General features: G+C 59.9%; 20 protein-coding genes and 1 tRNA gene. 10 read left to right on the plus strand and 11 right to left on the minus strand.

The features are described from left to right. Positions 1–4 precede the first annotated feature (4 nt). From K7H22_RS09585 to K7H22_RS09605, 5 genes are all read right to left on the minus strand, one after another. On the minus strand, positions 5–919 hold the full coding sequence (locus K7H22_RS09585; protein WP_230800524.1) for an ABC transporter permease: 915 nt from the start codon (positions 917–919) through the stop codon (positions 5–7). 22 nt (positions 920–941) lie between these two features. Continuing rightward, the gene (locus K7H22_RS09590; RefSeq protein WP_230800525.1) at positions 942–1925 is read right to left on the minus strand and encodes an ABC transporter permease; all 984 of its coding nucleotides are present in this window, start codon (positions 1923–1925) and stop codon (positions 942–944) included. A 105-nt stretch (positions 1926–2030) separates the two neighbouring features. Continuing rightward, positions 2031–3632 carry an ABC transporter substrate-binding protein gene (locus K7H22_RS09595; RefSeq protein ID WP_419248165.1) on the minus strand — a complete coding sequence of 534 codons (1602 nt, stop codon included), beginning with the start codon at positions 3630–3632 and terminating at the stop codon, positions 2031–2033. Positions 3633–3796: 164 nt separating this feature from the next. After that, the gene (locus K7H22_RS09600) at positions 3797–5053 is read right to left on the minus strand and encodes an aminopeptidase (RefSeq protein ID WP_230800526.1); all 1257 of its coding nucleotides are present in this window, start codon (positions 5051–5053) and stop codon (positions 3797–3799) included. A gap of 78 nt (positions 5054–5131) precedes the next feature. After that, complete coding sequence (locus tag K7H22_RS09605; protein ID WP_230800527.1) at positions 5132–6397, minus strand: MFS transporter; 1266 nt, start codon at positions 6395–6397, stop codon at positions 5132–5134. Between the two features lie 98 nt (positions 6398–6495). Here K7H22_RS09605 and K7H22_RS09610 point away from each other — a divergent pair, with 98 nt between their 5' ends. Next, the gene (locus tag K7H22_RS09610) at positions 6496–7479 is read left to right on the plus strand and encodes a DMT family transporter (protein WP_230800528.1); all 984 of its coding nucleotides are present in this window, start codon (positions 6496–6498) and stop codon (positions 7477–7479) included. Positions 7480–7677: 198 nt separating this feature from the next. Beyond that, a complete protein-coding gene (locus K7H22_RS09615) occupies positions 7678–7839 on the plus strand; it encodes a transposase (RefSeq protein ID WP_419248166.1) in 162 nt (53 codons plus the stop codon). Positions 7840–8069: 230 nt separating this feature from the next. Here the strand turns inward: K7H22_RS09615 and K7H22_RS09620 are convergent. From K7H22_RS09620 to K7H22_RS09635, 4 genes are all read right to left on the minus strand, one after another. Further along, positions 8070–8146, minus strand: a tRNA-Arg gene (locus K7H22_RS09620). Positions 8147–8306: 160 nt separating this feature from the next. Continuing rightward, positions 8307–9686: a sensor histidine kinase gene (locus tag K7H22_RS09625; RefSeq protein WP_230800529.1), complete on the minus strand. Its 1380-nt coding sequence runs from the start codon at positions 9684–9686 to the stop codon at positions 8307–8309. Positions 9687–9704: 18 nt separating this feature from the next. After that, a complete protein-coding gene (locus tag K7H22_RS09630) occupies positions 9705–11123 on the minus strand; it encodes a dihydrolipoyl dehydrogenase family protein (protein ID WP_230800530.1) in 1419 nt (472 codons plus the stop codon). Continuing rightward, positions 11123–11863 (minus strand): TVP38/TMEM64 family protein, encoded by a 741-nt coding sequence (locus tag K7H22_RS09635; RefSeq protein WP_230800531.1) that lies wholly within the window; start codon positions 11861–11863, stop codon positions 11123–11125. The genes K7H22_RS09630 and K7H22_RS09635 overlap by 1 nt, the downstream gene beginning before the upstream one ends. A gap of 331 nt (positions 11864–12194) precedes the next feature. Between K7H22_RS09635 and rpmH the strand changes: the two genes are divergently transcribed. Genes rpmH through yidD form a run of 3 tightly spaced genes read left to right on the plus strand, consistent with a single transcriptional unit; the run spans position 12195 to position 13061 of the window. Further along, a complete protein-coding gene (gene rpmH, locus K7H22_RS09640; protein ID WP_068289071.1) occupies positions 12195–12329 on the plus strand; it encodes a 50S ribosomal protein L34 in 135 nt (44 codons plus the stop codon). Positions 12330–12351: 22 nt separating this feature from the next. Next, a complete protein-coding gene (gene rnpA / locus K7H22_RS09645; RefSeq protein WP_230800532.1) occupies positions 12352–12792 on the plus strand; it encodes a ribonuclease P protein component in 441 nt (146 codons plus the stop codon). After that, positions 12789–13061: a membrane protein insertion efficiency factor YidD gene (yidD, locus tag K7H22_RS09650; protein WP_230800533.1), complete on the plus strand. Its 273-nt coding sequence runs from the start codon at positions 12789–12791 to the stop codon at positions 13059–13061. Before rnpA ends, yidD begins: the two co-directional genes overlap by 4 nt. Before the next feature lie 64 nt (positions 13062–13125). On the opposite strand, the gene K7H22_RS09655 is transcribed toward yidD, so the two are convergent. Continuing rightward, the gene (locus K7H22_RS09655; RefSeq protein WP_230800534.1) at positions 13126–13647 is read right to left on the minus strand and encodes a DUF3833 domain-containing protein; all 522 of its coding nucleotides are present in this window, start codon (positions 13645–13647) and stop codon (positions 13126–13128) included. 121 nt (positions 13648–13768) lie between these two features. Between K7H22_RS09655 and ttcA the strand changes: the two genes are divergently transcribed. The 5 genes from ttcA (at position 13769) to yihA (ending at position 19639) form a co-directional block, all read left to right on the plus strand. After that, positions 13769–14659: a tRNA 2-thiocytidine(32) synthetase TtcA gene (gene ttcA, locus K7H22_RS09660; RefSeq protein ID WP_230800535.1), complete on the plus strand. Its 891-nt coding sequence runs from the start codon at positions 13769–13771 to the stop codon at positions 14657–14659. A gap of 57 nt (positions 14660–14716) precedes the next feature. After that, positions 14717–16258, plus strand: a complete 1542-nt coding sequence (locus K7H22_RS09665) for a putative bifunctional diguanylate cyclase/phosphodiesterase (protein WP_419248167.1) — start codon at positions 14717–14719, stop codon at positions 16256–16258. Between the two features lie 164 nt (positions 16259–16422). Continuing rightward, positions 16423–18243 carry a membrane protein insertase YidC gene (gene yidC / locus K7H22_RS09670; RefSeq protein ID WP_230800537.1) on the plus strand — a complete coding sequence of 607 codons (1821 nt, stop codon included), beginning with the start codon at positions 16423–16425 and terminating at the stop codon, positions 18241–18243. Continuing rightward, the gene (locus K7H22_RS09675) at positions 18243–18986 is read left to right on the plus strand and encodes an MOSC domain-containing protein (protein WP_230800538.1); all 744 of its coding nucleotides are present in this window, start codon (positions 18243–18245) and stop codon (positions 18984–18986) included. The genes yidC and K7H22_RS09675 overlap by 1 nt, the downstream gene beginning before the upstream one ends. After that, a complete protein-coding gene (gene yihA, locus K7H22_RS09680) occupies positions 18986–19639 on the plus strand; it encodes a ribosome biogenesis GTP-binding protein YihA/YsxC (protein WP_230800539.1) in 654 nt (217 codons plus the stop codon). The genes K7H22_RS09675 and yihA overlap by 1 nt, the downstream gene beginning before the upstream one ends. A 79-nt stretch (positions 19640–19718) precedes the next feature. On the opposite strand, the gene K7H22_RS09685 is transcribed toward yihA, so the two are convergent. Continuing rightward, positions 19719–20453, minus strand: a complete 735-nt coding sequence (locus K7H22_RS09685; protein WP_230800540.1) for an SDR family NAD(P)-dependent oxidoreductase — start codon at positions 20451–20453, stop codon at positions 19719–19721. Positions 20454–20554 lie beyond the last annotated feature (101 nt).

Below are 20554 nucleotides of genomic sequence, written 5' to 3' on the forward strand. Positions count from 1 at the left end.
CATGTCACCTCAGCCTTGGGTTCAGCGCATCGCGCAGCCAGTCACCCAGCAGGTTCACCGACAGCGCCAGAAGCAGCAGCGCGATTGAGGGGAAGAGCAGAATCCACCATTCTCCCGAGAACAGGTATTGCTGGCCGATCCGGATCAACGTGCCAAGGCTGGGCTGCGTTGGCGGTACACCGACACCCAGAAAAGACAGTGTCGCCTCGGCGATGATCGCAAGCGCCAGACCGATGGTCGCGATCACCAGAACCGGCCCCATCACATTGGGCAGGATATGGCGCAGCACGATACGCGCCGGATGCACGCCGATAACGCGGGCGGCTTGCACATATTCCTTGGATTTCTCGACCATCGCCGCCCCGCGCACGACACGGGCATATTGCACCCAGTCGGACAGGCCGATGGACACGATGAGCACCCAGATCGCCACCTCTTCGCGCATCGACGGCGGAATAAACCCGCGCGCCACACCGAAGATCAAGAGCGCGATCAGGATCGACGGGAAGGACAATTGCACATCGGCGACGCGCATCAGCAGGCTGTCGACCCAACCGCCGCGCCAGCCTGCCAGAAGGCCCAAACCGATCCCCAGCACCATGGCAAAGATCACCGCCGCAAAGCCCACGAACAACGAGATACGCGCGCCGTAAAGGATGGTCGAGAAGATATCCCGGCCCTGATTGTCGGTGCCCATCAGATAGGTATTGCCGGTAAACTGGTTCGGCTCACCCGGCGGGGTAAACCCGTCCATCAGGTTCAACGAGGCGGAATCGAACGGATTATAGGGCGCTATCCATGGCGCCAGAACCGCTGCCAGAATGATGATCAGCGCCACGATAGTGGCCACGATCGCCACCGGAGAATGGCGGAAGGACCACGCGATATCGCTATCCCAAATACGGGCAAATCGGTTCATGACAGCACTCCTTGCTGACGGTTCAATGACGGGTCGCGGCGCGGTCCACGCGTAGGCGCGGGTCCACGACATAGTAAAGAAGATCGACGATCAGGTTGATGATCACGAAGACAAGCGCGATCAGCATCAGGTAGGCCGCCATCACCGGCACATCGACAAAGCGGACCGAGTTGATGAACAACGCACCGACACCCGGCCACTGGAAGACTGTTTCGGTGATGATCGCAAAGGCGATGATCGACCCGAGTTGCAGACCCGTGATCGTGATAACCGGCACCATCGTATTCTTGAGCGCATGGCCGAAGTTGACCGCACGGTTGGCCAATCCACGAGCACGGGCGAATTTGATGTAATCGGTCCGCAACACCTCAAGCATCTCGGCCCGCACGAGGCGCATGATCAGAGTCATCTGATACAAGCCCAGCGTAATCGCAGGCAAGACCAGCGATGCGCGGCCCGATGGCGTCAGCAGACCCGTCGGCCAACCACCGACACTGACAACATCACCACGCCCGAAGCTGGGCAGCCATTGCAGTTCGACCGCAAAGACCCAGATCAGCAGCACACCGATCAGGAAGGTCGGCAAGGAAACCCCGATCAGCGAGACCGTCATGATCGTGTTGGACAGCCAGCCATTGCGCCTGAGTGCAGTATAGACGCCAAAACCCACCCCAAAGGTAAAGGCCAGTATGCCCGAGACCAGGGCCAGTTCCAGCGTGGCCGGCAAACGCGACAGGATCAACTCCATCACCGGTTGCTGCAGACGATAGGAAATACCGAAATCGCCCTGTGCGGCGCGCGCGACGAAAGTGGCGAATTGCGTCAGGAACGGGTCGTTCAGACCCAGTTGGTCCCGCAGCGCCTCGCGGTCGGCGATTGTCGCTTCCTGCCCGACCATCGAGTTGATCGGATCACCCACGAAACGGAACAGGGCGAAGGAGACCAGCGCCACAACCAGCATCACCAGCACTGATTGCGCGATCCGTCGGATGATATAGGCCAGCATGACAGCCTCCGCCCTTGTTAACAGGTTCAATTAGGTCAGTGTTGTTGTCTTAAAGCAAAACGCCCGCGCAGCGTTAAACTGCACGGGCGCAAGGATCAAGCGGGATCAGTTCCCGAAGGTGACGGTTGTCATCTTGGGCTGGTTCTCGGGATGCACATCAAGGTTGATGTTGTCCTTCATGGCATAGGCCAGCATCTGGTTATGCACGTTCAGGAAAACACGGTCTTCCATCACCTTGTCCCAGATTTCCGCGATCAACGCGTCACGTGCCTCAAGGTCTGTCATCGTGGCCAGTTCTTCGATCTTGGCATCCAGTTCGGGGTTCGAGTAGCGCGAACCGTTGAAGCTGCCGAAGCTGCCTTCACGTGTGTGCACAAGGAAGTTGAACACATAAGCAGAGTCGAAGGTCGGGACGCCCCAACCCAGCAGATAGAAATCGGTTTCCCAATTTTCGATCAGCGGGAAGTGCAGGCTGCGCGACTGCGAGACCAGATTGGCGTTGATATTCGCGCGTCCCAGCATACCGACAAGCGCCTGACAGATCGCCTCGTCGTTCAGATAACGGTCATTCGGGCAATTCAGATCAACCGAGAAACCATCGGGATAGCCAGCCTCGGCGACCAGCGCGGCGGCGCGCTCGTAATCCGGTGCGCTGTAGGCGTTCATCTCTTCGGTCCAGCCGTTCACGAAAGGCGGCAGCGGAGCCGCCGAAGGCTGCGACTGCCCGCGCATCACGACCTGCTGGATCGCGTCACGGTCCAGCACCAACGACATCGCTTCACGCACCTCGGGCTTTTTGAACGGGTTGTCATCGACATTGGCCGAACGCAACGTGTCAGAGGTCATGTCATACGAGAAGAAGATGTTCCGGTTTTCCGGACCCGTCGTAACTTTGATCCCGTCCGTCTGCTCCAGACGCGCGATATCCTGCACCGGCACGTCCTGCACCACGTCAACCTCACCCGAAAGCAGGGCGGCCACGCGGGTCGCTGCTTCGGAAATCGGGGTGTAGATGATCTCGGTCACGGCAGGAGTTTCACCCCAGTGACCCTCGAAGGCAGCCATGACAGTCCGCACTTCGGGATCGCGCGACACAAGCGTGTAGGGTCCTGTACCATTGGTGTTGCGAACGGCGTAGTTTTCTTCACCGGCGGCGAAGTTCTGCGGCATCACGACGTCATTCGCCTCGGCCCAGCCCTTGTCCATGATGAAGGTGTTGGTCAGGTTCTGCACATAGAGCGGCGACGGACCGGCCATTTTCACATGTACGGTATAGTCGTCGACCATCGACACGCTTTCCACGGCGGAATGCAGCGCCTTGAAGCCCGAGCTTTCGGCACGCACACGGTCAAGCGAGAAGACAACATCCTCGGCGGTGAATTCCGCACCGTCATGGAAGGTCACACCCTCGCGCAGCCTGAACACCCAGACGGTCGGGTCTTCTTCGCTGATCGACCATTCGGTGGCCAGACGCGGTTCAAGCGAACCATCGGTCGCGCGACCGACCAGCGTTTCGTAGATGTGGTGAAGCAGCGTCGAGGTCGGGCCTTCGTTCTGCGAATGCGGGTCCAGCGTCAGCGCATCGGCGACGCGCGCCCAACGCAGGGTTTCGGCGCTGGCCGAGGTCATGGTCATCGCCAGCGCTGCACCTGCCATCAACGCAGCACGGCCCGTCCGCGAAGCGGCGGTTGTGAATATGGATCTCATGGATCAACTCCCGTTTATGTTCCGGATGGGTCAGCCAAAGCGGCCCTCCGTTTGTTTTCAGTTGGTCGCGCCCGCCATGCGGGTGGTGATCACAGCTTAGCTGTGACGCTTTGTCCTGTGCAACCAGTTTCGGCAGGCTTTCGCTACGTCAGGTTGATCGCGGGTCAGGCCCACTCTCCCTTGCGGAACACCGGTTCACGGCGGCCATCCTTGTGCACGCCATCGATGTCGATCTGGTCCGATCCGATCATCCAGTCAATATGGATCGCACTGCTGTTGCCGCCCTGCGCGGCAATCTGCGCGGGCGTCATCTTGTCCCCGCCCTTGAAGCATTTGGAATAACACTGGCCCAAAGCGATATGGCAGGCAGCATTTTCGTCAAACAGTGTATTGTAGAAAAGGAGCCCCGATTGCGAGATCGGCGATCCGTGCGGCACCAGCGCCACCTCGCCCAGCCGCCTTGCACCCTCGTCGGTATCAAGAACGCGCCGCAGAACCTCCTGCCCTTTTGTGGCATGGGCCTCGGTGATGCGCCCGCCCTCGAACGTGACACGGATGCCGTCGATCAGGCTACCCTGATGCGATAGCGGCTTGGTCGACGAGACATGCCCCTCGACCCGCAGCGCATGGGGTGTGGTGAACACTTCCTCGGACGGAATATTCGGATTGCAGATGATGCCGTTGCGCGACATCGACGCGCCACCCATCCATTCATGGCCATCCGCCAGCCCGACGGTCAGATCGGTGCCCGGCCCTGTGAAATGCAGCGCGCCAAAAGCCTGCCCGTTCAACCAGTCCGACCGCTCGCGCAGCTTTGCGTTGTGGCCGGCCCAAGCCGCCACCGGATCGCCCTGATCCACACGGGACGCGGCAAAGATCGCTTGCGCCAGCTTTGCCACGGCCTCGACCTCGGGCAGATCAGGGAACATCAGTTGGGCCCATGCCTTGCCCGGCCAAGAGATGATATTCCAGTTGATCGCAAAATTCGTGATCCGTTCACGCGCAGGCGTATAGGCGATGGAATTGGCCTTGTTTGCGCGTCCCACCTTTTCGGGGTCTTCAGCAGCCAGCAACATCGGATCGTCGCCCACGATCGCCAGCCTTGCGGTATTGGCATCAAAGGCCTGCCCCATGCCATCATAAAGCCAGCCCGCTGCCTTGTCGAAGCTGGCATCGGCCCCGTAGCGATAGCGCGCCAGCGCCACTTCGGGATCGGAAAAAAGCGGCGTGACCAGCCCTGCGCCTGCCTTGTAGGCATGTTCGGCTACCCGCCTTACCAGCGGCAATGCCTCGATCGGGGCGGTCAGAAGCAGATCCTGACCTGGTTGCAGGTTCAGCCCGACCTTGACCGCCAGTTCCGCCAGCCGGTCAAGGCTGGCCGCATCAATTGGCCCGGCTTTTGGTGTCTCGTGGCGTGTCATTGCTTTCCCTCCGCTATAGCGTCTTGGGGACCATAGCGGCGGCAACGGCAAGGTCAACGCACCGGATATATGACAGGCTTAAGGAGTTCCACCCGCCTCGCGCTCGGCCTCGGCCTGTTCCGCAGACCATGTTCCCGCCGCTTCGACCACAACGGGTGACGATGTGGGAAGGATGCCCAGATAGCTGTCGGTCTGCGCCACGGCGACCCCTATGCGCTGCGTCATCCGGTAAAGCGCATAGAGCGCGATCGCCACGAACGTGGCCGCCAGAACCAACCAGAACGCAAACGGCCCTGCCCCCTGCATCGCCCAGCCGGTGACAAGCGGGCCAAGAATGGCGCCCAGGCCGAATGTGAACACCAATCCGCCCGACGCGGCCGGCATTTCTTCGACCGTCAGAGAGTCATTCGTATAGGCCAGAAAGAGCGCATAGAGCGGCGTCGTCACCCCGCCTGCCACAAACGCTGCCACCATCAGAGGCAGAAGGCCGCCCCCTGTCATCCAGCCCGCCACGCAAGCAGCAGCCCCCAGCAAGGCCGCACCGAAGATCAGCTTGCGCCGGTCCATCCGGTCCGACAGCCAGCCGATGGGGTATTGCAACACCAAAGCCCCTGCAAAAAGCATCGCGACGAACAGCGCGATCTGATCCGCGCTCATCCCGATCTGGCTGCCAAAGACAGCACCCATCCCCGATTGCGTGGCATAAACACCGCCCAGCAGGAAAATACCCAACGTGCCCAGCGGAGAGTTGCTGAACAACTGCCGCAACGACATGGGTCGCGCGACATCGGCCGCAGGCACCGGCGTTGCCGACAACAGGATTGGCGCGAAGGACACCGATACCAGAATGGACGCACCGATAAACAGCACCGACGTCGCCGCATTGCCCGTCGTCAACAGCGCTTGTGCCCCGATGATCCCCAAGGTCTGCGCCATCATATAGGCCGACAGCACCTTGCCTCTTGTCTCGTTGGTGGCCGCATTGTTCAACCAGCTTTCCGCGACCACATAGATGCCCGACATGCAAAAGCCTACCAGCAAACGCAGAATCGTCCATGCCCAAGGTTCGGTCAGCAAAGGAAAGGCAATCAGCCCTGCCGACATGAAACTGCCCAGCGCCGCAAAGACGCGCACATGCCCGACCCGCCGGATCAGGACAGGGGCATATCTGGCACCCGACAGGAAGCCGACAAAGTAGCCCGAGGTGACAATCGCAAGCTCTGCCGCCGAGAATCCCTCGATCCCGCCGCGCAGACCGATCAGCGTGAAATGCATCCCGTTGCCCAGCATGATCAGAACGACGCCCAGCAGCAGGGCCCAAATACCCGATAGAATCTGAAACATTCCGGGCCCCTTTCGCTGGACGTGACAGTCTGCCCCATCTTCCACGGCTGGCAGACCCCTGCCTTCGCTGCAGCGCCGCATGAACCGCAATTTACGACATGAGTCCAGACGCGGTCACAGCGGAACACCCCCAAGGCCTTGCAACCGCGCTGACGCTATGGAAACAGTCACACCCAGCGGGGAGCAAGAACCAGATGCGGCAGGGCACGGAAATCGAGGGCGGGCGCACCAGACTGGCGATCCTGACAATTTGTGGCGGCGTGGCATTCCTAGCGACCAACGACGCCCTCGCGAAACTGCTGGTCAATCGCTACGACCCGATCCAGATCGTCTTTTTCCGCAATCTTATTGCCTTGCCAATGGTGGCGGCCATGGTCCTCTACATGGTCGGCACCTGCGGTTTCAGAACCCGAAACCTGCCCATCCACGCCCTGCGCGGCCTGTTGATGCTGGGCGGCGCCTATACCTTTTTCAAAGGGCTTGAGGCGCTGGCACTGGCCGAGGCAACAGCACTGGTCTTTTCGGCGCCGATCTTTATCACCGCCCTGTCCGTACCGCTTCTGGGCGAGGCCGTCGGCTGGCGGCGCTGGCTTGCCGTGCTGGTCGGCTTTATCGGTGTTCTCATCATCGTACGGCCCGGCGGTGCGACGTTCCAGCCCGCCTCGCTTTACGTGCTGTCCACGGCCATTCTATACGCACTGTTCATGATCAGCGCGCGCATGCTGGACCGGCGGGAAAGCATGTGGACCATGATGCTTTTTGTCATGTTTTTCCCGATGCTTTATGCTGCGCCTTTCGCGGCAACGGTCTGGGTGCCCGTGCTGGCGTCAGACCTGCCCTTCTTCGTGGCGCAAGCCGTTTTTGGCGCGCTTGGAATCACGCTGATCGGGCAGGCCTTCCGGTTGGCTCCTGCGGCGATTGTCGCACCTTTCGACTATACCGCGTTGATTTGGGCATCGCTGCTGGGCTGGCTGATCTGGGGCGACACACCCGGCATCTGGACGCTGGCGGGTGCCTCGGTCATCGTGCTGAGCGGTATCTACATCGTCTACCGCGAAAGCCGTCAGACGGCTGCGACCTGATCGCAACATAGTCCGTTCCCGCAGGCCAGAATGACTGCACCTTAATCCTGCTGCATCGCGCTAAGGCCTCTGCACGCAAACCGGCAGGGCGCGTATTCGCTAGGCTCCTCCTCGGAACCGAGATGGACTTGCCCGGGGAATGTAGAGAGCACCAACTGAGGAACCAGGAGGTGCTCTATGGGAAACGGAAACAGACCCATGCCGGAGTTTCGGTGTGAAGCGGTCCGGCGGGCGCTGACCAGTGGTCGGACGCGGCGGGAGATCGCGGAGGATCATGGTATCGGGGCATCGACGCTGACAGGTTGGCTGAGCCAGGAACGCCATGCCAGTGAGCCAAACGCTGCACCCAGATCTCGATAAGCGGGCGCGGCAAGTGAGCTAAACGCTCTTCACAAAAGCCGGGCAAGTCCACAATAAGAAATAAACAAGAGGATGCTGCAATCTTCGGCGCACTCAAGTCAGGGACCGGTTGGAGGAAGTGGCTAAGCATGAAACGCACCAAAAGGTTTTTGCCTAACCTGTTGACGCAGTGTTGTTACGTGGGGCTTTAGCCTGAAAATTGAACTTTATTCAATAATGTCAAGGGTAAGTGGCGGACTGGGGAGGATTCGAACCCCCGACCCCTTGATTCGTAGTCAAGTACTCTATCCAACTGAGCTACCAGTCCGTGGAGGCGGGGTTTAGACGCAAGGCTCGGGCTTGGCAAGGGGCCAGTGCGTTTTTTATCGACCTAGTTTTGTGTCGCCTTGTCCGCATTCGCGCGGCGCGGGATGCACGACGGCTTTCGACCGAGATGGCAGACCAAGGCAAACTCTGTCGGTACGGCTTCAGGCATTCGCCTTGGGCAGGGTGATCACGAATGTCGTGCCTTGCGGCCCTGTATCCTCCAGTTCCAACTGCCCGCCATGTGCACGGATCAGATCCTGTGCGATCACAAGCCCCAGACCCGAGCCACCCTTGCGCGCGCCACCCTGGAACGGCTGGAACAGATGCTCGCGCGCTTTGGCGGGCAGGCCGGGGCCGGTATCGCTGACGCGGATGATCCAGGCCGCAGGTTTGTCCTGTGCAGCGACGCTGATCTCGCCTGCCTGCCCTGTCTGCGCGATGGCCTGCCGTGCATTGCGGACCAGATTGAACAACACGCGGAACAACTGCTCGGGGTCGACCTGCACGGCCAGCTTGGCAGGCACATCCTCGGAGAGGCTGATATCGGCATCTCCCAGCGCCAGCCTCTCGCTGTCAAGTACATCCGACACGACATCAAGCAACACCACCTCGCGCAGCTTGGGCGGAGGCTCTTCCGCCTTGCCAAACGCCAGTGTGCTTTCGCACAGATGCACCGCGCGGGTGATCGAATTCACCAGCTTGGGCGCAAGACGTTTGACAGCGGGATCTTCCGACATCTCGATCCGGTCGACAAAAAGCTGGGCCGACGTCAGCATATTCCGCAGGTCATGGCTAACCTTGGCCACGGCCCCGCCAAGCTGGGCCAGCCGCTCCTTTTGTTTCAGCGCACTGGTCAACTGGGTTTGCAGGCTTTGCAGCGCATCCTCGGCCTGCCGCAATTCGCTGATCCCCGATGTCGGTTCGATGATCCGCCGGCCATCCTCGGGCGCCTCGGCATAATGGGTCATCGCCCGCGCGACGCGTGCAATGGGCATGACCAACAACCGCTGCACGGCCAGGAACAACAGCATCGCGGTAAAGATCGAGATGACGGCCGACAGCACAAGAATACGCAATCCGTAGTCCAGCAGCGCGGTTCGCAAGGGGCCGGTCTCCATCGTGACCTCGATCAGCAATCCAGCCTCGCGGGTGGGATTGCCGATCACGCGGATCACTTCGGGGACAGGGTCCAGAAGCTGCACCATCGCATCGCGGATGAGTTCCAGCGCAGAAGGATCGCGCAGATCATAGGTACGATCCACCGCCTGCGGCATAGGAGAGGCCAGGATCAATTGCCGCGCCTCGTCACGGCGCAACACGACGTTGAAGACTTCGGCATTGCGCAGCAGTTCCTCTTCCAGATCGGGCGAGATCACCTCGTCCGCCAGAAGCGCAAGGCTGGCGATCTGCGCCCGTTCCAGACGCAGAAGCAAATAATCCTCGCGGAAGCGGGCCACGGACGGAACGAAGATCAGAACTTCGGCCAGCATCACGAAGATGATGGTCAAAATCAGGAACCGTCCCGAAAGCGAATGCAGCATCAATGCCTCTTTACTGGGTCATGGCAGCCACTTCTGCACCAGACCAACAACCCTTTTCACAGTAGGGTTATCAAACAGTCGCGGCGAGAAATAGGCCCCTGCTGCGCGTTTGTTGATCTCGGATATCGTGGGATAGGGCGCAACCATACCCGCGACCGCCGACATCTTGAGGTTGTTGGCTATGGCAAGCGACCACAGGGTGATCAGTTCGCCTGCCTGATGTCCGACAATCGACGCCCCGACAGGCCGGCCTTTGTAGACCATAACCTTGATCAGACCCTTTGTTTGCCTTGTCGCAATGGCGCGGTCGTTGTGATGGTATTCGAAGCGCACAACTTCGGAATAGATCCCGTGTTCCTTGCGCGCCTGCACCTCGGTCAGACCGACTTGGGCCAGTTCCGGATCGGTATAGGTGGCCCAAGGGATATGGGCGGTTTTCTGCTTGGCGGGCAGACCGAACAGCGCCTGACGGATGATCAGCCCCGCATGATAGCCTGCAACATGAGTGAATTGCAGGCCGCCTGCAACATCGCCGATCGCAAATACGCGGCGGTTCGTGGTCCGCATACGTGCATCCACCTTGATGCCGGTCTTTGTGGTCTCGATCCCTGCGGCATCGAGGTTCAGGCTGTCGGTATTTGATTTCCGCCCCACCGCGATCAGCAGGTGGCTGCCCTTGAAGACGCGCCCGTCCTTGGTCTGCACCTCAATCGCACCCACTTTGCCGCGCATTTCGGCGGCTTGCGCCTCTTCCTCGATGGCGATGCCCTCATCACGCAGGCTGTCCAGCACAATGGCGGCCAGTTCGGGATCATCCTTGCCCAAGGCTTTGGCGCCTTCGATCACCGTCACATCGCAACCCAGCCGCCGGTGCGCCTGCGCCATTTCCATTCCGATGGGACCGCCACCGATGATCAACAGGTGACCGGGCTTTTCGCGCGAGTCGAACAAGGTCTCGTTCGTCAGGTAGGGCACCGTGTCCAGACCAGGTATCGGCGGCACGAAAGGACGCGACCCGGTGGCAATCACGATGCGCCTTGCGGTGATTGTGTGATCACCTGCTTGCACGGTATTGGGTCCTGTAAAGGCACCGAATGCACGGATCACCCGCACGCCAAGCCCCTCGAACCGTTCCTGGCTGTCGACAGGTTCGATCTGTGCGATCACGCCAGCCACATGATCCTTGGCCGCAGCATAGTCGACCTTGGGCGTCACGGGCGTGATCCCCATATCCGCGCCCGTTGTCATCGCGTGCGCGGCATGCCCCGCCGCCAGCAGCGCCTTCGAGGGCACGCAGCCGTAGTTCAGGCAATCGCCGCCCATTTTGTGACCTTCCAGAAGGGTCACATCGGCCCCCATCTGCACGGCCCCAGCCGCAACGGACAAACCGCCCGATCCTGCCCCGATAACAAGGATATCTGTCTTGATATGGGTCATCAGATGCCCTTTCCGCGCCGCAGCGCCTTGATCACGACCGGCAGCGCCGCCAGAAGGCACAGGCCCAGTATCGGCAAAAGGATCTGCGGCTCGAAGATAATGCCCAGATCAGGTGTCTCGCCGCGGGCGAACACCTCGCCCAGCCCGGCGCCCACCGAAGTATAAACAACGCCACCCGGAATGATGCCCAGAAAAGTCGAGATCACAAACCGGTTGAGCGGCACACCCACAAGCGCCGGCACCAGGTTCGCGACAAAGAAGGGCACGGCAGGCACAAGGCGGATCAGAAAAAGCATGGACCACTGGTTCTCGTCGATTCCGTCCTTGATCCGTTTGACTGTGCCCTCACTGCTTTCCATCCTTGCTGCCAGCCGTTCACCCAGACCCCAGCGTGCCGCCAGAAAAATCAGCGTGGCCCCGATCGTGGCAGCCGCCACATTGAACAGGGCACCGGGAAAGGTTGCGAACAGGAAGCCGCCGGTCAGCGTGGCAAGCGTGGCACCTGGAAGCGAGAAGGCAACAAAGAGGACATAGACCAGCATGAACAGCAGCACTGTCATAAAGTAATTGGCATCGCGAAAGGCCAGCAAAGCCTCGCGGTTGTCGCGCAGCATGTCGAATGTCAGCACATCGCGCAAGGTGAACGCCCCGATCCCAGCGACGGTCAGTATCACGATCAAAGGTAACCGGCGCAGTATACTTGCGGGTCCGTCTGCCGTGCTTGGGTCGTTATCGCTCATATCCGTCATGTCCTGAATCCCGTATTTCTGATTGCGGCCAAGATGCGCGGAGCAGGCAAGCAATAACAGGGGCTTGCTGGCCCCCTCACGCTGGCTTGATCCCGAGTGACATTCATCTCCCGATTCTGGGAGTTTTCGGTCAGAACTGAAACATTTGTCCCTCCGGGCGGTTGATCTTGCCATCCCGCTTGTGTTTTTTGTTGCAAAACAGCCCGAAAAGCGGCGGGCACTGTTTGACTTGTGAAAAACCCCTCTCTATAGGACGGGCTTCGGATATCACGGGCCGACGCGAATCTGGTTCGCAATCGGCATTTGTATTGGAGACGGAGCGATGAAACGCACCTTTCAACCCTCGAACCGCGTGCGCAAGAACCGTCACGGCTTTCGCGCGCGTATGGCCACCAAGAACGGTCGCAAGATCCTGAACGCCCGCCGCGCTCGCGGCCGGAAGGTGCTGAGCGCGTAAGCGCCAGCATTCTGTAGAAGGCATGACACCGCCGGAGACCCCCGAGACTGGCACATCTGCCAGCGCCGGGGACAGGTCTCCGGCGTTTTCCGTTTGGGCGCGACAATCGCCGCCGAAAATTCACGTCCTGAAAATCCGTGCCGATTTCCTGCGCTGCGCCCGTGCGGGACGGCAGGGCACGGCGGGCATGATGCTGCAAGCACGTCAGCGGCGCACGGACGAAGCGGCAACCGGCATCCGCGTCGGTTTCACCTGCACCAAGAAAGTCGGCAATGCCGTCGCGCGCAACCGTGCCAAACGCCGCCTGCGGGAAGTGGCGCGTCTGGTCCTGCCGGAACATGGCCGCGACGGGTGGGACTATGTGCTGATCGGGCGCGAGGAAGCCACTGCCGCACGCCCCTTTGAGGAACTGAAACGCGATCTTATATCGGCCTTGAAGAAACTCCATCAGGCGCGCCCATGACTCCGCTTGCCCACATCGTTGCCTTGCCCGTCCGCGTCTACCGGATGGTGTTCTCGCCTTGGGTCGGCTTCAACTGCCGCTATCTGCCAACCTGTTCGGCCTATGCGCTGGAAGCACTGGAAAAACACGGCGCGATAAAAGGCACATGGCTGGCCGCCCGCAGGATCGGACGATGCCATCCTTGGGGTGGCACGGGTTATGATCCGGTGCCGCATGGGAAGGGATGCACACATGACCCCGGCAGCACGCCCCACAACAGCGACCGATAGAATGCAGTCCAGTTTGCCGGAACTGGGCCTTCTGTGCCTGCTATATTAGTAAATCTGATCCGGTTCAGACCTTCTCGAAGGTGATGATCACCTCTCCGATATCGACGCCAAAACGTTTCATATAGGCGCGGTTCAGCAACCGGTCCTCGGTCAGCAGCCACATCCAGTCGTCAAATGCGACGCGCAAGGTGCCATCGGGAACCGGCAGGTCGATGGTATAGCGCCAATTGAATGTATCGCCACGCTCCTTGCCAAAGGCCTCGCCGATGACACCGGGCGCGGTACCGCGCCACGTGTCCCCGCCGGTTTTCACAAGGGTCCAGATACGCTGCTCGGTGCTTTTGTCCTCGTAGACAAAATCCTCGATCAAGGTAAGCGTTTCGCCGTCCCATGTGCCTGTAATGTCGACCTCGAATCGGCGGCGGACCGTGCCGAAGATATCCTGAAACTGGCCATAGGCCACGGTTTTTCCTTCGAAAAACTCCTCGAGGTTCAAGTTGCGGGTGCTGAGTTTCTCATCCTCCAGCGCTGGTTTGCCGGTACAACCCGCCAGAACTACTACAATCGCCGCCGCCCAAAGTCGCATGACCATCTCCTTTGTGTCCCGATGGAATTACGGCCAGTGCCATAAAACGGATGCAGAAAACTGCGAGGCTGGCATTTCAACGGGTTGCAAGCTAAGCCATGCAAGACAGATGAGGCCCAGCATGCTTGACGAATCCGACGATATCCATCCGCTGTTCCACGGTGCGCCCAAAAGCACCGAGTTCAAGAAGCTTCGCAAACGCATTGTGCAATACACCCGCGAGGCGATCGAGCAATATGGCATGATCGAACGCGATTCCGCCAACCCCGAGGCGCGTCCCCGCTGGCTGGTCTGTCTGTCCGGCGGCAAGGACAGTTATACATTGCTGGCGGTATTGCACGAATTGCAATGGCGCGGCCTTTTGCCGGTGGACCTGCTGGCCTGCAATCTGGATCAGGGACAGCCCGGTTTTCCGGCAACCGTTCTGCCCGAGTTTTTGCAGCGCATGGGCGTGCCACACCGGATCGAATATCAGGACACCTATTCTATCGTCGTAGACAAAGTGCCCGCCGGTCGCACCTATTGCGCGCTATGTTCACGCCTGCGGCGTGGCAATCTGTACAGGATCGCCCGCGAGGAAGGCTGCTCCGCAGTCGTACTGGGCCATCACCGTGACGATATTCTAGAGACATTTTTCATGAATCTCTTTCATGGCGGTCGGTTGGCCACGATGCCCCCGAAACTGGTGAACGAGGAAGGCGACCTATTCGTTCTGCGACCTCTGGCCCATGTCGCCGAGGATGACTGCGAGCGTTTTGCCCGCGCGATGCACTATCCGATCATCCCTTGCGATCTTTGCGGCTCGCAGGACGGGTTGCAGCGCCAGCAAGTGAAACAGATCCTTGACGGTTGGGAAAAGAACAGCCCCGGACGGCGGCAAGTGATGTTCCGCGCTCTGATGAATGCGCGGCCCTCGCATCTGCTGGACCCGAATTTGTTCGATTTCGTCGGGCTTGCGCGGGATTCGGTAAAATTCGATCAAGTAGAGACCGCTCCACCACGTCTGCGTTAAACTTGTCTTGAGAAAGCATGCCTAACCTGCCCGAAGAACAGGACAGGAACATCTGGTGTGTTGTCTTCACTGAAACATGATCTGGCCAGGCTGCAACGCGCGCTGCGCACTGTCGTGACAGGCCCGCAAGCGCTTGCCTTCCTGCCCGCTTTGGCCTTGGCAGCCTTCTGGCTGGGCGGTGAAACCTGGCTGTTGGCCTGCGCGATCGGCCTTCCGGTGCTGTTTGCCCTTGCCGGCGGGTTCGCGCGCCCGTTTTCCCTGTCAGGAACCTCCGGTCCCGCCGCAAAGGGCATATCCGCCATGCTGGAACAGGCTTTGCAGAACACCCTGTGGCAAGCGGTGCATTCTGGGCGCAACACGGCCTGCTTCATGCTTGCGGTGGATAATCTGGCGGATATCAAGGATCGCTATGGCGCCGCTGCGACCGAAGCAATGCTGCAGACCATCGTATCCCGCATCCCTGGAGCCCTGCGCGAGGAGGATCGCATTTTCCGTCAACAGGACGGCAGTTTTGTGGTTGTTCTTGCCCCGATGCGCCATCTGGATCTCGAAACCGCGCTCCAGATCGCGGCGCGGCTACAAGTCGTTGTCGAAGATCCGCTTTCACTGGATGCAGCAACGGTTTTCCTGTCATGCTCTATCGGGTTTTGTCTGGGTGCGCGCAATCCCGGCGCAGGTGGCGCAGACCTGCTTGACGCGACACAGGCCGCTTTTCAGGACGCCCGCCAGAATGGTCCCTCGGCGATACGTGCCTATTCCGACAGGATGCGTCGGTACCGCGATCACCGGAACATGCAAGCGGACGAAGCCGCGGCGGCGCTTGAATCAGGGCAGATTGTCCCCTGGTTCCAGCCGCAAATCTCGACAGATACAGGACAGATCACAGGATTCGAGGCACTGGCAAGGTGGCAACATCCAGACCGCGGACTTCTGCCGCCGTCCGAATTTCTGCCTGTTCTGGAACAGTCCGATCAGTTGGAGCGTCTGGGCGAGGTCATGCTCTATCAGGCCCTGACAGCTTTGCGCGCCTGGGACATGGCGGGGCTGGATATTCCCCGCGTCAGCGTCAATTTTGCGACGCAGGAACTGCATAACCCCAAACTGGTCGACAAGCTCCGCTGGGAACTGGACCGCTTCGGCCTGCTTCCGTCAAGGCTTGCGGTCGAGATACTGGAAACCGTTGTGGCTGCTGCGCCGGATGACATCATCTCGCGCAATATCAACGGCTTGGCGAAGCTGGGATGCTTTATCGACCTTGATGATTTCGGAACAGGCCACGCTTCGCTGGCCTCGATGCAGCGTTTTGCCGTCAGCCGCATCAAGATCGACCGTTCCTTCATCATTAAGGTTGACCACGATCCCGCGCAGCAGCGCATGGTCAACGCCATCCTGAGCATGGCGGAAAAGCTGGACCTCGATACCCTGGCTGAAGGTGTCGAAACACCGGACGAACACGCCATGCTGGCACAACTGGGTTGCCGCCATGTGCAAGGCTTCGGTATCGCGCGCCCGATGCCTTTCGCGCAGACCATCGACTGGGTCCACAACCATAACGCCAAATTGCAAAGCGCGCCACTGATCCGCAAGAATGCCGACTGACCGGCAATCCGGCAAGTGCTGCAGCGATACATCCACAGCCCAACCCTGATCACGACAAGGCGAATGGCCGCAGATATACCCAAAAAGCCCATAATCCGCTTGACCTTTCGGCCTGCACTCTGTTGAACCAGCCTCACTCAGACAGGACTGGCGGGAGCCCCCGAATGGACAATCAGAACAAAAACCTTCTTCTGGCAACAGCGCTCAGCTTTGCTGTCATTCTGATATGGTTCGTGCTCTTCCCGCCGCCCCCTCCCCCGACGCAAGACCCGAATGACCCGGCTGTGGCCACAGCCCCCGTCGCGTCCACCCCGTCGACAACGGGTGATGGCGTAACCGAGGCCACAGCGGCCGCCGAACCCGCCGAAGATGCACCGCGCATTGCCATCGAAACACAGCGCGTCACAGGTTCAGTCTCTCTTCTGGGCGGTCGTATCGACCAGTTGTCGCTCAAAGATTACCGTGAAAGCCTCGCCCCCGGTGCCGATATCGTGACGGTCCTCTCCCCGATCGGTCAGGCCAACGCCTATTACGCGCTCTATGGCTGGGCCCCCGGCACCGGACTGGCGCTTGAGGATGTGCCCGGCGCGAACACGCTTTGGGAACAGGAAAACGGCGAGACACTCAGCCCTGGCGCGCCGGTGTCGCTGATCTGGGACAATGGCAACGGGCTAACCTTCCGGCGCCAGATCGCCATAGACGACAATTTCATGTTCACCGTGACGCAAAGCGTTGAAAACACGGGCAACGAAGCGGCAACCATGGCGCCCTATGGCATTCTGGCACGCCACGGCGAACCGCAGGATCTCAAGAACTTCTTCATCCTGCACGAAGGTCTCGTGGCCATGGCCGATGGGACACTGACCGAAACCGGATATGACGACATGCCCGATTTCGCGTTCAATGACCGCGAAGGCGCAAGGGCCGAAGTCACGCAAGTGACCCAGAATGGCTGGATCGGGTTCACCGACCATTACTGGATGTCGACCCTGATTCCCGCCAATGGAAGCCCCTTCAAGGCCGTCGCCAAATATGACCAGCAGCGCGACATCTACCAGACCGAGGCGGTATTACCGACGCAAACCGTGGCCCCGGGCCAGACAATCACCGCCGAAACGCGGCTTTTTGCAGGCCCCAAGGAATGGGCCACGATCCGCGCCTATGAGCGCGAAGGTGGCGTTGACCGTTTCCTTGATTCCATCGACTGGGGCTGGTTCTTCTTCCTGACAAAACCGATCTTCGCAGTGCTGCATTATATCAATTTCTGGCTTGCCGGCATGGGTGTAACAGGCTCGATGGGCTGGGCGATTATCGGCCTGACGCTGCTGATCAAGGCAGCTTTGTTCCCGCTGGCCTATAAATCCTATGTGTCGATGGCCAAGATGAAAGAGCTTCAGCCCAAGATGGAAGAGCTGAAGAAAGCCGCGGGTGATGATCGCCAGAAGTTGCAGAAAGACATGATGGAACTGTACAAGAAGGAAAAGGTTAACCCCGCCTCGGGTTGTTTGCCGATCCTGCTGCAGATCCCGATCTTTTTCTCGCTCTACAAGGTGATTTTCGTCACACTCGAACTGCGTCATGCGCCGTGGATCGGCTGGATTCGCGACCTCAGCGCGCCGGATCCAAGCTCTCTGTTCAACCTTTTCGGACTTTTCCCGTGGGACGCCCCGGACCCGAACTCGATCCTTGCGCTGGTGTTCATCGGTATCCTGCCGATCCTGCTGGGCGTTTCGATGTGGCTTCAGCAAAAGCTCAATCCGGCACCAACCGATGCGACGCAGGCCATGATTTTCGCTTGGATGCCTTGGGTCTTCATGTTCATGCTCGGCGGTTTTGCCAGCGGTCTGGTGGTCTACTGGATCGCGAACAACACGATCACTTTCACGCAGCAATACCTGATCATGCGGAGCCAGGGCTTCAAACCGGATGTGTTTGGCAACATCAAGGGTAGCTTCCAGCGCAAACCCAAAACCGGCGAGAAGTAATGGGGCGGCTGGCGCAAATATGGCGCTATCCGGTGAAATCCCACGGGCGCGAAGCGATCGGGCAGGCGCAACTTAACGTCAGCGAATGCTTGCCGGGCGACAGGGTTTGGGCCATCGCGCATGAAGCATCACGCGCCGATAATGCCGCTTGGTCGCCCTGCACAGGATTTACCCGTGTCGCCTCATCGCCGGCGCTGGCTGCAATCCAAGCTAGCCTCGCGGACGACATGGAGACAGTGACGCTCACGCATCCGGCGCAAGAGGATCTGACCGTTGCGCCTGATCTGGCGCCCGGTCTCTTGCTGGACTGGGTGCGCCCGCTGACGGCCGCAGGTCGCGCTATGCCTGCGCGGGTGGTCCGCGTACCCGGTCGCGGCATGACAGACAGCGACTACCCTTCCCTGACAATCGGCAATCTTGCCTCGCACCGCGCTGTCGAAGGGCGGCTGGGCCGTACACTTCAAGTCGAGCGTTGGCGCGCCAACCTCTGGCTTGACGATCTTCCCCCTTGGGAGGAGTTTGACTGGATCGGCAAGACGGTAAGGATCGGCACAGCGACACTCAAGATCGTCGAGCGGACGGGTCGTTGCGCGGCCCCTTCGGCGAACCCAGACACCGGACAACGCGATGCCGATCTTCTGCACTTCCTGGAAGAGCAGTGGAACCACCAGGATTTCTGTGTGCATGCCGAGGTAACAGGTTCGGGTTCCATCGCCATCGGCGACACAGCAAAGGTCATCTGATGCAGCAGCTTCCCTTTCCTCTGGCCCAAGAGCCTGACGCACAGACAGCCGAAACCGGACGTTTGCTTTTCGCAGGCGAGACGGTCTTTCTCAAAGGTGTCGTCGCGATGTCCGGCCTGCCTCCGGCGGACCGGATCGAAGTCTGCTTTGCTGGCCGATCGAATGTCGGCAAATCAAGCCTGATCAACGCCCTGACGGGGCGCAAGGGGTTGGCGCGTGCCTCGAACACACCGGGCCGGACACAGGAAATCAACTTTTTCAACGTGGGTCCAAGCCACTATCTGGTCGACTTGCCAGGCTATGGCTATGCCAACGCGCCTGTGGCCGTGGTTGCCAAGTGGCAGAAACTGCTCAAGCAATATTTGTCAGGCCGGCAAACCCTGCGCCGCGCCTTCGTGCTGATTGACTCGCGTCACGGCGTCAAACCCGTCGACGAGGAAATCATGTCGCTGATGGACAGTTCTGCCCTGACCTTTCAGGTGGTGATGACCAAGGCCGACAAGATCAAGGTGTCTGAACGTGACGCCGTGCTGGATCAGGTCCGCGCGGCGCTTGTCAAACACCCCGCCGCTTTTCCCGAGATCATCCTGACCTCCTCGGAAAAAGGCGAGGGGGTCGCAACCTTGCGGTCTATTATTGCCAACCTGACCTAATCCTCTCGGTTTCTTCTTGCTAGAAATATCTCGGGGGGAGGCCGCAGGCCGGGGGGCAGCGCCCCCCTTTATTGGCCTTTCAGACGTGCTGGCCGCCATTCACTTCGATCTCGGTGCCAGTGATATAGGATGACTGATCCGAACACAGGAAGAAGATGGTGGCTGCGACCTCTTCGGGCTGGCCCAGCCGCCGCAGCGGTAGTGTTTCTACGATCTTGTCTGTGCCCGGAGACAGGATCGAGGTTTCCACCTCGCCCGGAGCCACGGCATTGACGCGCACACCGAAGGGGCCGAAATCATGGGCCATCTCGCGGGTCAGCGCGGCAAGGGCCGCCTTTGACGTGGAATAGGCAGCGCCCGCAAAGGGATGCACCCGCGCGCCTGCAATCGAGGTGATATTGACAACCGATCCGCGCGCGGCTGCCAGTTCCTCTTTCAACCCGCGCGCCAACACGACCGAGGCGAAGAAGTTGACATGGAACACATGCCCCCATGTCCGTAGGTCGGTGCTGATCGTGTTCAGCCGTTCACCGGTGGTGCCCTTGGGCGAGATGCCCGCATTGTTCACCAGCGCATCCAGTCGTCCGTCAAGGCGTTCGCGGATATCGGCCAGTTTGGCAATCGTGTCATTCGGGTCGGCCAGATCAATCTGCACGTGATTCTCGGCGCCGCCGCCCCAAGGACATTCAGCGGGGAAAGCGTGGCGCGAGCAAGTGATGACCCGCCAGCCTTCGGCATTGAAGCGGCGTACCGTTGCGTGGCCGATACCGCGGCTAGCCCCTGTCAGAAGAAGTGTTTTCTGTCTTTCGGCCATGCGTGACGCCTCTTGCTGCTCTCTTGCGCCGACCCTATCACTACGCCGGCGGGATACAACGCGACACTTGGCAGGGCGGACTCCAACCGATAGGACAGGGC

The sequence above is a fragment of the Seohaeicola saemankumensis genome, assembly GCF_021021435.1.
GTDB lineage: Bacteria > Pseudomonadota > Alphaproteobacteria > Rhodobacterales > Rhodobacteraceae > Seohaeicola.